Source organism: Clostridium sp. KLE 1755 (genome assembly GCF_000466465.2).
Classification (GTDB): Bacteria; Bacillota; Clostridia; order Lachnospirales; family Lachnospiraceae; genus Eisenbergiella; species Eisenbergiella porci.
The window spans coordinates 23,039-36,656 of sequence record NZ_KE992670.1 but is presented as its reverse complement, the minus strand read 5'-3'; the positions used below and the strand labels follow the sequence as shown (position 1 = coordinate 36,656).

Genomic DNA, 13,618 nt, shown 5'->3' with positions numbered 1-13,618 from the left:
TCTGAAGCGCACCATGTATCTGCGCGGGCGCTTCCCTTATATTTCTTTTTTAAAGGATTATCAGATCCTTCGGGCTTTTTGTCAGATTTTCAAAGCCGTTTTCCCTGACCACAATCATATCCTCAATCCGGACCCCGAATCTTTTTTTCAGGTAGATTCCGGGTTCTACGGTGATGACAATGCCCGGGATCAGGCGGTCGGTGCAGATTTCATTAAAGCGGGGGTTCTCATGGACCTCCACGCCAACGCTGTGCCCCAGCCCATGGGAGAAGCAGCCCTCGTAGCCCTGCTGATAGATATAATCCCTGGCCGCCGCGTCCACCTCACGGCAGATTGCGCCGGGTCGGATTTTATCAAAGGCTCTTTTCTGCGCTTCCTTCACGGTTTCATAGACCCTGCGCTGTTCGTCGGATACGCTTCCCACCGCTACCGTCCGCGTCATATCCGCCAGGTAGCCGCCGTATACCGCGCCGAAATCCATGGTGACAAAATCGCCCTTCCTGACCAGACGGTTTGTGGCAAAACCATGGGGCAGCGAGCTGTTGGGGCCCGACGCCACGATAAAGTTGAAGTTTTTATCATCTGAACCAAGGGCGGTGAGGGTAACGCCGATTTCCCTTGCAATGTCCGTTTCCGTCACGCCGGGGCGGATATAACCGCAAATATGGGAAAAGGTGTGATCCGTAATCTGCTGCGCTTTTCTGTGGCAGGCGATTTCGTCCTCATCCTTCTCCCTGCGCAGGGTGTCCATGAGGGTTGAAAGGGCCTCGGAGCCATCCAGGGTGATTCCCGGCAGGCCTGCTTGCAGCTTCCTGAACTCCTCCAGGGATACCAGCCCGGCATGGACGGAAAGGGAGGTGATCTGCTCTGCCTCCAGCAGTGTTTTTATCTGGGCATACAGGTTCTTTTCTTCCAGAACCGTGCAGTTTTTCACTTTGTTTTCGGCTTCCTCAAGATAGCGGAAATCAATGAGCAGCCATGCTTTGTTTCTGGTGGCCAGCACGGTTCCTGCGGAAGATTTCATGCCGGTGAGGTAAAACCGGTTGGCGCCGTCACGCAGGACTATCGCCTGCATGGAGGCGGGCATTGCCTGTTGGAGGCGGGTTATTTTGTTCATGGTTGGTTCCTCCAATTTTTTTGAAAGTTATAACTGTTCAGTATCCTCACAGTTATGAATAGGGTCAGTATTTTTTCAGAAGGGAATAATAGCAGGCCGCCGCATCCGCCACTGCCTGAATGTCGGCGGATTCGTTGTCTGCGTGAACTCCTCTTCCCTGTTCTGGCGCCGCATACATGGGGGAAAACCGGAGCACATTATCGGTAAGTTCCTGAAAATGTCTGGAGTCGGTTCCTCCGCCAAGGACAAAGGGAATGATGGGTAGGCCGGGATAAATTTCCTTTACGCTCTCACTCATATTGCGATAGCCTTCGCTGTCCGCCCTGCTCTCCGGCGCGGCATCCCTTCCGCCTGCAAGCTCACAGATCAGATCATGACGTTCGGCAATTTCTTTTAATTTTACCGTTATCTCACCCTCCGTTTCTACGGAAGCGACACGTACATTTGCCGTCAGCACCGCTTTTTTGGGCATTACGTTAAAAGCCGTTCCGCCTTCAACCATGGTAAAGGCTATCGTAGCGCCCAACAATGTCCTGGCTTCCGGGCAAAGTTCAAAAAGGGTCTGATAATCGTCCGTTTCCTCAGAAGCACGCAAAAGCTTTTCTTTCTTTTCTCCATGGGAATATGCTGCGATGCTCCGAAGCATTGCCCGGTTCCCTTCACTCAGCTTTCTGCAAAAAATTTCCGTATGCTCCACCTCATGGATGAAATCGGCCAACCTTACAATTGCCGAATTCGCCGGAGGGTTCGCAGAATGGCCGCCTTCGGAATTTGCAGTAAAACGGTATTCAAGGGAACCTTTTTCAGAAAGGCCGAAAAGCGCCGCCTTTCCCTTCAATAATCCCATAAAGTCTTCACAAATGGTTCCGCCTTCATCAAAGACCGTTTCAAACCGGATATTTTTCTCCTTCAAAAGAGCCGCAGCGCGGATTGTAGTCTCTCCTCCTGTTTCCTCATCACAGGAAAGGTAAATCCAGATGTCCCTTCCGGGCCTCCACCCTTCCTGCAGGAGCTCATCAAAAGCGGACAGAAGGGCGCACTGAGGCCCCTTCATATCCTGCGATCCTCTTCCCCATACACAGCCGTCTACGATTTTACCGGAAAAAGGCGGATACCTCCAGGCGGAGGCATCGTCTGCAGGCACCACATCCATGTGGCCGGTAAACAGCACCGGAAGCTTCTTTTCTCCCCTGCCTTCTATTTTCAGAAGGAGAGCCTCCCCCACCGGCGTGGGCACAGCAGCTGCAAACAGGCAGGGAAAGGCTGTTTGCAGATATTCCCGGTACTCCCCAATATGGTAGTCTGTTCTATTCCTGTTACCGCTGACAGTAGGTATTGCGACCATAGCGGAAAGCTTTTCACCAATTTTTTCAAACATATTACGATTCACTCCTTCATGCCGGATACGGCGATTCCTTCCACAAAGAATTCCTGTGCAAAACAGTAAAGAATCAGCAGCGGCAGCATGGAAATCAGGGCGCCTGCCAGAGCGGGGCCGGTTTCCCTGACACCCTCGCCGACAAACATGGCAAGTCCGGCCGACAGGGTTCTCATTTTGGTGGAGTTTGTCATCATCAGGGGATAGATCAAATCATTCCAGTTAGACGTCAGGCAAAAAATGAAAAAGGTTACAAACGCAGGCTTGCACAGCGGGAACATGATTTTCGTATAAATTCCAAACTCGTTCATGCCATCAATTCTTGCCGCCTCCTCAAGACTCTTTGGAAGCCCCATGTAGAAGGAACGCATGAAAAACATTCCGTATGTGGAGGCCGCTCTGGGCAGGATCAGACCAATATAGGTATTCAGGATACCGAAGGTATGCAGTTCCAGGTACAACGGAATCATGATGATTTGGAACGGAATCAGCATCGTAAGGAGAACGATATTGAAAATGGTCTCCTTCCCCTTAAATTCCAGCCGGGCAAACGCATAACCCGCCAGGGAATCCAGCAGAGCGGAGCATACGGATACAATGCCCGCGAAAATAACCGTGTTTTTTATGTAGGTGGCCAATGGGATCCTTGACCATACCTGGATATAGTTTTTTATTGTCCAGGCCTTGGGCCAAAGCGTAGGGGGCCATTTGATAATATCCTTCTGCAGCTTAAACGTACTCAGGAAAAGCCAGGCAAAGGGAAATACAATCAAAAAGAGAACGAAGACGCATATCAGTATTCTGATTATATTATAGGGTTTTAATTTTTTCTTCATTCCGGCTCCTCCTACATGTTTTTCGCAATTTTGCGTTCCATGTATCCCTTAAATATGAGAATGATGACGGCGATTACAAAGAACAATTCAATACACATTGCCGATGCATACCCCAGATCATAAGGATCCGAGAAGCCCCTGTTATATATGTACTGAACCATCGTTTCCGTTTTATAAAGCGGTCCTCCGCCTGTCGTCACATAAACAACGTCGAATACCTGGAAAGCTCCGATTATTGTTGTCAGCAGAGTAAAATTAATGGTCGGAAGCAGGTTTGGCAGCGTTATATGGAAAAACTGCTGTGTTTTTGACGCGCCGTCAATTTCGGAAGCTTCAAAATAGGTCCCGGGAATATCATTGATACCCGCTACCAATATAATCAGTGTCTTGCCAAAGGCTTTCCACACGGAAATAAATATGATTATCGGCATGGCAAATTTCACTTCACTGAGCAGGGCAATCGGCTCACCGTATACAAGGCTGATCAGATAAGGAATGTAGCCTACCGTTGAGTTCAGAATCAGGTTGAACAGAATACCGATTGCTGTAAAGGAACAAAGCACCGGCACGTAGAACACAGAGCGGCAAAGCTTGTTGAATTTTGTAGGTTTATACAACCAGTAGGCCAGGACAAGCGCTACAATCAGCTGAATAGGTACGGATATCACAACGTAATAAAAAGTGTTTTTGAATGCATTCCATACCCTTTCATCGGCCAGGGTCCGTTTGAAATTATCCAGACCCACAAAATCCGGCCAGGCAAGAAATATGTCCAGATTTGTCAGGCTGATAACAAAAGATATTATCAAAGGGACAATCGTAAATACAAACAAAACAAGTATTGCAGGGAAAATAAACAGATAGCCTACCCTGTCTTTTCCCGTCCATTTTGCTATTTTTTTCTTAATTGGGCTGCTCTTTTCCATCCTTAGGCTCCCTTCTGAATAAAGGATGCCGCTGAAAGCAGCCGCATCCTTTATATAATCCTGACAGAATTTATTTATCCAGAATTCCCTGTATTACATCATTATATTTATCCAGTGTGGTCTTTATATCGGCGCCTGCAAAAATTTCTTCCATTGCAGGATATAAGCCATCTGTGGAAATGGTGTTGACACCATGGATTTTACATTCGATATGTCCGTAGGAAAGAGGCTCCGACAGTGCTGAGGTCTGCGGATCGTCTGCAAAATTCGCCTGAGCGGAAATCAGATATGCGGGAGTACCGCACTCCTTAGTCCATTTTGTACAGATTTCCTCAGAATTCCAGTAGTTTACAAATTTATACACCAGTTCCTTATGTTCATCTGAAGTAGTCTTGGGTACGGAAAATCCGACCGGGATAACTGCTGCGTCCTGTTCTACTCCAACACAGGCCGGAACCGCCTTAACGCCATAGTTAATCTCATTTTCACGCAGCCCGTTGATAATCCAGGGCCCATTGATAAACTGTGCCAGCTGTCCGCTGATGTAGGTATTGTCATCCGTATCCTTAGGTGAGCATTCATAAAGTGTCTTAAGTGCATCAAAGGCTTTTACATTGGCTTCGGAATTGAATTCTGCTTTGGTTTCGTCTTCGTTTACATAGCCGCCGCCATAGGCATACATAGCATACTGCGCAGTTACGTTGTTATTGACAGGAACACAGAAGCCATACTGGTTTTTACTCTTGTCTGTAAGAAGCTTCGCATTCTCAACGATTTCCTCAAAGGTTTCCGGAGGAGATTCCGGATCCAGGCCTGCGGCTGCATACAAATCCTTATCCCAGTAGAAATAGTGGGATACCATCTGCATGGGGATACCTACGCAGAGATCATCATAATACAGCAGGTCAACAACGTTCTTATCAAAATCATCTGCATTTACTTCCGGCAGCTCATAGAAATCGCTCACATCCTGGAAGCTGCCCGCTTCCACATACGGTGCGTAATAGCCTGAGGAACAGAGCACGAAATCAGGTGCGTTTCCGGCTGCAATCGCGGCGGGAAGCTTTTCATTAAAGGTTGCCCAGGGCATAACATCCATTTCAATTGTAATGTTCCATTCATTTGTCGCATTAAAATCATCCACAATCTGCTGCAGGACTTCACCGTCGGTGCTTGTAAAACCGTTCCAGAAGGTCAGCGTGGTAGGTTCATAGGTCTTTTCCTCCGCTGCATCCGCCACAGAGGAATCTGCGGCGCCTGTGCTTTCCACAGCTGCTTCCTGGCTCTGCGGCTCGGCACTGCTGCCGGCCTCTGCCCCTGTTGAAGAGCTGCCACATGCCGTCGTTCCCAGAACCATGGCAAATGTTAACCCCAATGCTGCAAATTTGCTCCACTTTTTCATAATACTCTTCCTTTCTCTCATTCATTGCTTTTATCAAAAAGGGCCTATCCCTTTTTATATCAGATACTTCTTGCCGCCTCTACCACCCAGCGGATTCTTTCCCAGTCAAGCTTGGCGTCAATTGTGCAGTCCCCGCCCAGCATCAGGCCGATTTTTCCATGATTGAGAATCATATCCGTAGTGTATTTCTGCACTTCCTCTTTAGTGCCGGTATAAATAATTCCCTGCTGGGTATGCTCATCCCAATGCGTTTCAAATCCGCCCAGAGAGGTTCTTCCTCCGATAAAGTACCTTCCGGCATCCAGGGTCAGACCTTCCACAAATACAGCCCAGTTTACCACTTTTGCCGGATAATCCTGCCAGATTGCCAGCTGGTTCCTGTTTCCTGCCCAACCGCACATATGTATGATATTGTTTTCGGAATATCTGTTCGCATGTTCAAGGACATACAAATCACTGGGGGTAATTATTTTCCTGTATTCCTCCGGTGTGAAGCGGTCATATTCCCCGCCCTGTACGCAGTAGTAAACACCGTCACAGCCGGCTTCGGTAATCAGCAGTTCTGCCAGCAGGGCATTGGTCTGTGCAATTACGTCCAGCGCCTGCATTACCGCATTTTTATCGGTTCTTATATATTCCATTACGTCAGCATCGCTTAATCCAACCGCTTCCGCACCAAATCTCAGGGAAGAAAAGGGTGCAAATACGTTATAGAACACACAGCGTTCTTTTCCGATATCATCTACAATAGCCTTTGCTCTTTCCACCTGTTCCCTGATAAAGGGATGATCTGCTGTCAGCGGCTGCAGTGTTTTCCAGTCGGCGGCTTCCCTGATTTCCGGAAGCGGATAAGGGAAATAGCCATCGCACATGATTTTTACGAAGTCCAGATCCGTTTCTCTGTAATATTTCAGATGTGCTTTGATACAGCCTTCTCCGGAGGCCTCTTCTCCGGCAAAGTGGAACCAAAAGCCTACCGGAACATGGTCCACCTCTTTCTTATTCATTGCGTTTAATACTCTTGTCCTTTTATCCATTTTTATTTTCCTCCTTTTTATCTGCAAACCATCATGTCCAGAATCACCTGATCCGTATCGGCCATTCCTCTGTTTCCCAGTTCCCCCAGGTTCCTGATGGTGCTTTCCACATCTCCTGATACAATTCCGTCCAGCTCTCCTGCGCCATAATTCTTCAATGCCAGCATGGAGCACTGGAAGGCGCTGGAAATTACCGTTGCTATCTTAAGTGCGCAGCCTGCCTTGGCGCCGTCACATATAATGCCGGATACATCCGCTATCATGTTGTTAATCGCCCTTTTAATCTGGCCCAGTCCGCCGCCCTGCATGTACACAAATGCACAGCAGGCGCCGATAGAGGATCCCATTCCGCAGCCGCACAGAGGGGAGAGCTTTCCAATATAGCTTTTCACATGGATTGTTATCAGGCAGCTCAGAGCCAGGGAACGGTACAGAAGCTCGGAGCTGCCATTCCTTTTATAAACGGCCGCAATCACAGGAAGCGTTGCCGTCAGTCCCTGATTTCCGCTGCCGCAGACCGTCATTACAGACATTGCACAGCCTGCCATTCTGGCATCCGCTGCTGCCGCGGTAACCGCTATTGCATAATTCTGCACATCGTCCGCCGTTGCGCCGCTTCTTATATCATCGTAAATGCTCCGCCCTACATTCAATCCATAACCGCGTTTCAGTCCCTCCTGGGCAATGGCCCAGTTCATTTTGATACAGCCGTCAAGGAATTCCAGCTCGCTGCTGTCCACATGCTTTATAAAATCATATATGCTGTCCACCGTAAGAACAGACCTGTCATATTCCTCTGTGGGAAGCTCCTCGCATCCGCTTTTGTCATAAATGCAAATCAAATCATGGACAATTCTTGTTATATTGGTATGGCTGTCTTCTATGGTCACGGATGCGGAATGTCCCTGCGTTTCCAGAATCACTTCTATGTACAGTTTCTTGGGCGTATCCTCTAAGGATACCTCCACACAGTTTTCTGCAAATGCTTTTGCTTCCGCAATGTGTTCCGGGGTTATGCTGTGAAGCACCTCCAGAATTGCCTCACTGTCGCCTCCAATGATACCCAGCGCAGCCGCCATTTCCAGGCCCGCCATATCAGTTCCGGGGATACCAACTCCCATGGCATTCTTCAGTATATTGCAGCTGACGTTTACTCTGGCTCTGTCCGGTTTCCTTCCCAGCACTGCCCTGGCTTTTGCTGAGGCATAGGCAATGGCTACCGGTTCCGTACATCCCATGGCCGCCGCCATTTCCTGTTTCAGTATTTTCAGGATCTTGTCATATTCCATCATATTATCCTCATACTTATAATGTTCTCTTTATATATATTGCTGATATGATTAGCAATCTGATAATTAGAATATAACCTTGCTTCCCTAAAAAAGCAAGCTGTTTTTACTACATTTTTTACTTTTGTGTGATTGCATAAAAATCAGGGATTCAATTTGTGAAAAACAGAGAATATAAGAAATTATGTATACTTTATCAGCTGAATGGCAAAGGGGCAAAATGAGAACGGCATATCAGATATATGAAGCAAAATAACCGGAAAATCCGGGGAGAAGCTTAACCGTTCCCCGGGCTTTCCGGTTATTGCAGTGCTTTCGTTACAGTTTAGCAGCCTTAGGCTGTTTATTTTACTGAATTTCTTTTACTTCCTCCAAAAGCCCCATCCTCTCATACTGCTCGGCGGGCGCATCGTTTTCCTTCATGAGACGGGCTATTTCCTTCCTGAAGTATGATTCTAACGCAGGATCAGATATGGGGGAGCGTTCCCCGGGATCCTTCTCCAGGTCAAACAGCAGCGTTTCATAAGGGTGTTCTCCGTTTTCATCCAGGTATTCCTTCTTTTCCTGATTTTTAATTTTCAGGAGGCGGCAGCCCTTGGTGAAGGAGAACGGTTCGCTGAGTTCAAGCTCCTGCAGCTCCTGTATCGGGAACATGGAACGCATATGGGTGGGCATGAGTGTATAATTATACAATGGGTTATTGTTCTTATCCGCAGGCGCCAGTATATAGGCATAACGGCCGTCGGTACAGCTGATCTGGGAACCGCAGGTTCCATACAGACAGGTGCTGCGCACCGGTTTACCCTCCGCTATCGTATCGCCCAGCGGATGTCCCAGCATATCATCCGGAACCGGAAGGCCGAAGAAATCAAGAACGGTGGGCGCCAGATCAATGGTCTGGACCAGGCAGTCACAGCGGCCCGCAGCCCGGCTTCTGGGATCATAGATAAACAGTGGTGTATGTACAATCTCTTCGTAATAGTTGATATGGTTGCTCTTTGCCCACCAGTCATGTTCTCCCAGCATAAAGCCATGATCCGTGTTAACGATAAGCATGGTGTCTTCCCACAGGTTATATTCGTCCATTTTATCCAGAATCCTGCCCAGGCTGCGGTCGCACATCCTGAGAAGGGCAGCATATTTATTGCGTACATGCCGGACATACGGCTTCTCCTCCTCCGTTACGGGATGATAGCCCGGCCAGTCAAAAAATGGGCCGTCATATTCCGGCTCAAAGCCCATGAGATCCTCATCCTGTACATAGAAGGGCTCATGAGGATCAAAGGTCTCCACCTGAAGGAACCAGTTATCGCTTTCATGGTTTCTGTCCAGGAATTCGATTCCGGCCTGGAAGGTTTTGGTCTGTGCCATTTTTTCCACGGTATCCGCGTATTCCCGGTTCACCATGTCCTGCTTAACGCACTCTCCCAGATGCGGAGGCAGTTCTTTCTCACCTACGCAGGCCTTCCAGTGATCCCCCTCCTGACCGCGCACATTTTCCCAGCTGCTGTATCTGTTATGATAGGTGCAGCCTCCATCCTCCCAATAATGATAGTGGTCGCTGATCAGATGGCTGTAAATGCCGTTTTTCTTCAGGATTTCCGGCATGGAATCATCGTAGGGCTCCATGGGGCCCCAGCTTCTGTGCAGGAAATTGTAACGTCCTGTGTGGATTTCCCGCCGTGCGGGCATACAGGGAAGGCTTCCCACATAGCATTTGTCAAATGTGACGCAGCGGTCCGCAAGGCGTTTGAAATTCGGGGTTTGTGTCCAGTCACAGCCGTATGGGGAAAGCATGTGACGGTTCAGGGAATCGTACATTACCATGATTGCTTTCATAATTTTTCTCCATCCTTTCTTCCTATGAAAGAAAAAGGCCATGGCCGTAATCGCCAGCCTATGGCCTTTTCATTGCTTATTCTTCAGCCAGCTTCATCATTCTATCATAATACTCCTGATTCAGCTCCGTATATTTTTCATAATTAAACTTTTTGCAGTCTTCCAGATGTTTCTGCCATTTGGTGTCATCAATTCCATTCATTACGCTTTCCGCCATGAAATTATCCATATAGGTCCTTAACTCCGTAAGAAGTACATTAATTTCCTGGGTGTTTTCAGGATAATCCTGGCCTTCAGGTATAAATTCCTTTACGGCGCATTCCATATAAGGATCCTGTCTCTCCATATATTTGATTTCACGATCGGAAGTTACTGCGAATTTTGCATTATCCTCTTCAGTCCATAAGAATACACCTTTTATGCCCATGGATAAAGTGTGGCGCACCTCAGCATAGCTGTTATAGCCTTCCAGAACCGGATCTGCCTTCTTGGAAATCGTCCCGTCGCCATTGTCAACCCAGGCCATATCCTTGGGACCCCACCCGAAAAGAAGCCTGTTTTCAAAAGAACTGTTGATATAATCGTAAAGTCTGAGCATTGCTTCCGGATAAGGGCAGTTCTTTGTAATGGAAAACTGGTTTACAATTACGGAGCCTGACCATGAGCTGGGAAGATAATGTCTTTCCCCGCTGCTGTCCTTTAAAGGAAGAAGGTATGTATACTCATTTGCATAATCGCCTACAGTAATGTCATCATAGGAATAGTTGGGGAATACGCCAATCTGGGCGTTGGTACCCTTGGCAATCATATCTACCTCTTCCTGAATAAAACCGTTGGGATCTATCAGCCCGTTGGAATACAGCTTATTCAGATACTGCAGATAGGCATAGTAATTATCGGAAACAGGATAAAAATCAACTTTTCCATCCACTACCTGCAAGTAAGGATATTTATAGTCCTTCTCATCATAGCCGGCAAAACCGAAGGCGGATTTGAGCAAATCAAATTTCCTGTCTTTGTAAAAAGCAAAGGGAATTTCATCTGCCTGTCCGTTTCCATTGGGATCCTGCGTTTTAAATGCCATAAGTACATCAAACAGTTCGTCCGCAGTTTCGGGCATCTCCATCCCAACATTTTCCAGCCATTTTTTATTAATGGCAAGACTCTTACCGGCTACATAGCCATCCAGCTGCACCTCCGGCAGTCCGTACATGGAACCATCAGGAAATACACTGGCAAGCTTGATATTCGGATATTTGTCATAAAACGCTTTCAGATTGGGGGCATATTCGTCTATCATATCGTTCATCTTGACAAAGGAATCCAGGAACTGTGCAAAGTTGGGTATTTGGCCGATAAATGCGTCCGGCAGATCTCCCGCAGCAATCATGATTGCCACCTGATCGTTATAGGATGCTTCAGGTATTCCCATCCACTGAATTTTCAGGCCTGTTTCCTCTTCTATTTTTTTAACAAAATCCTTGTTTTCCCAACCGCCGATTTTGTCCGTAGAGGCTACCGGATATACAATTTTAAAGGTATAATCCTCATTCATAATCGGATATCCCGTCTTATTGACAGCCACTGAGGCCGCTGCCGTATCCACGGCCTCACTACCTGCCGCTGTTGCTGTGCTTTCTGTTTTTTCTGATTCCGCTGTATTCCCGCATCCTGCGAGAACAGACATTACCATGGCGGCGGCTGCCGCCGCTGCAATCCATCTTTTGAGTTTCATAATTACTCCCTCCAATTTCTTCTCATAGCTTGTATCTTTATCTGAAGGTCCGTCAACCTTTGACCGAACCAATCATAACGCCTTTTACAAAATATTTCTGCAGAAACGGATATACACAGATGACCGGAAGCGAAGAAACGATAATGACTACATATTTGATTATCTGTGCTACCTTCTGGCGTTCCACAAGAGCCTCGATTTCAGCCGGATCCGTTATCTGTGTCAGCTGCTGTCCAAGAATCAGGATATCCCTCAGCACAAGCTGCAGAGGATATATTTTCTGATCCGTCACATAAATCATTGCCGTAAAGTAAGAGTTCCATTGGCTGACGCCTACATACAGTGCAATCACGGCAATAATCGCTTTTGAACAGGGAACCGCGATTTTGAAAAAGAATTTTCCAATCCCGCAGCCGTCAAGTTCCGCCGCTTCAAACAGTTCCTCAGGAAGGCTGTTCTGAAAAAAGGTCTTGGCAATGATCATGTTATATACGGTCACAGTTCCCATCACAACCAGAACAGTCCTAGTGTTTACCAGATGCAGGCTGCTGACCACCATATAAGTGGGAATCAGTCCGCCGGAAAAAAACATGGTGAATACAAAAAGCTTGGTAATTACATTCCTGCCGAACAAATCCCTTCTGGACAGGGCGAAGGCTGCCATGAGGGTAACGCTGGTACCCAAAAGAGTACCGAAAAAAGTATAAAAAATCGTATTCAGATAGCCTCTCCAGATTTTCCATTCCTCCAGAACGAATTTATATGCTGCAAAATTGATACCGGAGGGAAGAAAGGTTACCTTTCCCAGGGATATGTCTTCCGGAGAGCTGATGGAAGCAATGATTACAAAGTACAGTGGATACAGTACAATGACCAGCACTACAAGGGAAATCACGGTCACCGCAATATTGAAAATCCGGTCTTCCCTTCCGGCTTTAATTTTTTTCGTTTCCATAATCACCCTCCCTTACCACAATGAATTTTCCGTCGTTTTTCCCGCAATCTGATTGACGAGAATGAGGATTGTAAAGTTGATTATATTGTTGAAAAGGCCGATAGCGGAAGCATAAGAATACTGCTGTCCCTGAAGACCGATCTTGTAAACATAGGTACTTATAACCTCTGATGTGGACAGGTTGGGCGCCGTTTGCATCAGATACACCTTTTCAAAGCCCAGGTTCATGATATTTCCGCAGTTTAGAATGAGCAGAATCACTGCCGTAGGTATCAGCATGGGGATATCAATGTAAATAATACGCTGCAGCTTGCTGGCTCCGTCCGCAATCGCTGCCTCATGCAGCTCCGGACTGACTCCGGACAGCGCCGCTATATATATAATTGACGACCAGCCGGTAGTCTGCCAGATGGCGGACCAGACATACAGGTGGGGAAATGAGGCAGGGTCGGTGAGCACCTGGGGATTATTCATTCCGAATCCCTTCAGGATAGTGGTTCCGATTCCGGCCGCAGGATCGAAGAATACGAACATCATGCCCACCAGAACCACTGTGGAAATAAAATGCGGCGCATAGGTGGCGGTCTGCGTTAATTTTTTCAGTTTCTGATTGGGTGTATAATTCAGGATCAGCGCCAGTATTATGGGGATAGGGAAACTGAACACCAGCTGATACAGGCTGATTACCAGCGTATTTTTCAGCAGCTTCCAGAACATGGGAGAACTGAAAAACTGTTGGAAATATTTGAAACCCACCCATTCGCTTCCCCAAATTCCTTTGGTAGCTACAAAATCCTTAAAAGCAATCTGCAGCCCTGCCAGAGGCATATAGTTAAAAATCAGGATGTAGATTATCATGGGCAAAAGAAATAAATATAAGATTCCGTTCTTCTTCAGACTTTTTCTGAACAGTGCTTTATTTTTCAAGACCCCTCATTCCTTTCTCTTTTTGATAAGATTATTTTAACAAAGGAATAAAAAAGAGCCTATGAAACGAAATCAGTTATTTTTGTAAAAAACTCAGTTTATGACAAAAAATATGGCAGACAAAAGAAGACTGCAGCAGGCATAAGGAAAGCGCGTGACGATACGATCCACGCGCTT

Annotated in this window: 11 protein-coding genes; all 11 read right to left on the bottom strand. The window is 47.0% G+C overall.

Translation table 11 applies throughout. The features are described 5' to 3' along the window. Positions 1-49: 49 nt before the first annotated feature. The 11 genes from HMPREF1548_RS05510 to HMPREF1548_RS05460 all read right to left on the bottom strand — a co-directional run bounded on the left by HMPREF1548_RS05510 (position 50) and on the right by HMPREF1548_RS05460 (position 13,441). Positions 50-1,117, bottom strand: coding sequence for a M24 family metallopeptidase (locus HMPREF1548_RS05510; RefSeq protein ID WP_021634845.1), 1,068 nt, complete (start codon positions 1,115-1,117; stop codon positions 50-52). A 64-nt stretch (positions 1,118-1,181) separates the two neighbouring features. Continuing rightward, positions 1,182-2,495 (bottom strand): M20/M25/M40 family metallo-hydrolase, encoded by a 1,314-nt coding sequence (locus HMPREF1548_RS05505; protein ID WP_021634844.1) that lies wholly within the window; start codon positions 2,493-2,495, stop codon positions 1,182-1,184. 8 nt (positions 2,496-2,503) lie between these two features. Beyond that, a complete protein-coding gene (locus HMPREF1548_RS05500; protein WP_021634843.1) occupies positions 2,504-3,331 on the bottom strand; it encodes a carbohydrate ABC transporter permease in 828 nt (275 codons plus the stop codon). An 11-nt stretch (positions 3,332-3,342) separates the two neighbouring features. Beyond that, positions 3,343-4,257, bottom strand: a complete 915-nt coding sequence (locus tag HMPREF1548_RS05495) for a carbohydrate ABC transporter permease (protein WP_021634842.1) — start codon at positions 4,255-4,257, stop codon at positions 3,343-3,345. Positions 4,258-4,327: 70 nt separating this feature from the next. Continuing rightward, the gene (locus tag HMPREF1548_RS05490; RefSeq protein WP_035321224.1) at positions 4,328-5,659 is read right to left on the bottom strand and encodes an ABC transporter substrate-binding protein; all 1,332 of its coding nucleotides are present in this window, start codon (positions 5,657-5,659) and stop codon (positions 4,328-4,330) included. Between the two features lie 59 nt (positions 5,660-5,718). Continuing rightward, on the bottom strand, positions 5,719-6,696 hold the full coding sequence (locus tag HMPREF1548_RS05485) for a uroporphyrinogen decarboxylase family protein (protein WP_025487710.1): 978 nt from the start codon (positions 6,694-6,696) through the stop codon (positions 5,719-5,721). A 17-nt stretch (positions 6,697-6,713) separates the two neighbouring features. Continuing rightward, positions 6,714-7,988, bottom strand: a complete 1,275-nt coding sequence (locus HMPREF1548_RS05480; protein ID WP_021634839.1) for an L-cysteine desulfidase family protein — start codon at positions 7,986-7,988, stop codon at positions 6,714-6,716. A gap of 345 nt (positions 7,989-8,333) precedes the next feature. After that, positions 8,334-9,824 carry a sulfatase family protein gene (locus tag HMPREF1548_RS05475; protein ID WP_035321222.1) on the bottom strand — a complete coding sequence of 497 codons (1,491 nt, stop codon included), beginning with the start codon at positions 9,822-9,824 and terminating at the stop codon, positions 8,334-8,336. Between the two features lie 76 nt (positions 9,825-9,900). Next, the gene (locus tag HMPREF1548_RS05470) at positions 9,901-11,559 is read right to left on the bottom strand and encodes an extracellular solute-binding protein (protein ID WP_035321219.1); all 1,659 of its coding nucleotides are present in this window, start codon (positions 11,557-11,559) and stop codon (positions 9,901-9,903) included. Positions 11,560-11,611: 52 nt separating this feature from the next. Then, on the bottom strand, positions 11,612-12,514 hold the full coding sequence (locus tag HMPREF1548_RS05465) for a carbohydrate ABC transporter permease (RefSeq protein ID WP_021634835.1): 903 nt from the start codon (positions 12,512-12,514) through the stop codon (positions 11,612-11,614). Between the two features lie 12 nt (positions 12,515-12,526). Next, entirely contained in the window at positions 12,527-13,441 is a 915-nt protein-coding gene (locus tag HMPREF1548_RS05460) for an ABC transporter permease (RefSeq protein ID WP_021634834.1), read from the bottom strand. Positions 13,442-13,618: the final 177 nt, after the last annotated feature.

Bases quoted from the DNA above. Each gene is read 5' to 3' on its own strand.
- HMPREF1548_RS05510 (WP_021634845.1), bottom strand. From the start codon at position 1,117: ATGAACAAAATAACCCGCCTCCAACAGGCAATGCCCGCCTCCATGCAG.
- HMPREF1548_RS05505 (WP_021634844.1), bottom strand. From the start codon at position 2,495: ATGTTTGAAAAAATTGGTGAAAAGCTTTCCGCTATGGTCGCAATACCT.
- HMPREF1548_RS05500 (WP_021634843.1), bottom strand. From the start codon at position 3,331: ATGAAGAAAAAATTAAAACCCTATAATATAATCAGAATACTGATATGC.
- HMPREF1548_RS05495 (WP_021634842.1), bottom strand. From the start codon at position 4,257: ATGGAAAAGAGCAGCCCAATTAAGAAAAAAATAGCAAAATGGACGGGA.
- HMPREF1548_RS05490 (WP_035321224.1), bottom strand. From the start codon at position 5,659: ATGAAAAAGTGGAGCAAATTTGCAGCATTGGGGTTAACATTTGCCATG.
- HMPREF1548_RS05485 (WP_025487710.1), bottom strand. From the start codon at position 6,696: ATGGATAAAAGGACAAGAGTATTAAACGCAATGAATAAGAAAGAGGTG.
- HMPREF1548_RS05480 (WP_021634839.1), bottom strand. From the start codon at position 7,988: ATGATGGAATATGACAAGATCCTGAAAATACTGAAACAGGAAATGGCG.
- HMPREF1548_RS05475 (WP_035321222.1), bottom strand. From the start codon at position 9,824: ATGAAAGCAATCATGGTAATGTACGATTCCCTGAACCGTCACATGCTT.
- HMPREF1548_RS05470 (WP_035321219.1), bottom strand. From the start codon at position 11,559: ATGAAACTCAAAAGATGGATTGCAGCGGCGGCAGCCGCCGCCATGGTA.
- HMPREF1548_RS05465 (WP_021634835.1), bottom strand. From the start codon at position 12,514: ATGGAAACGAAAAAAATTAAAGCCGGAAGGGAAGACCGGATTTTCAAT.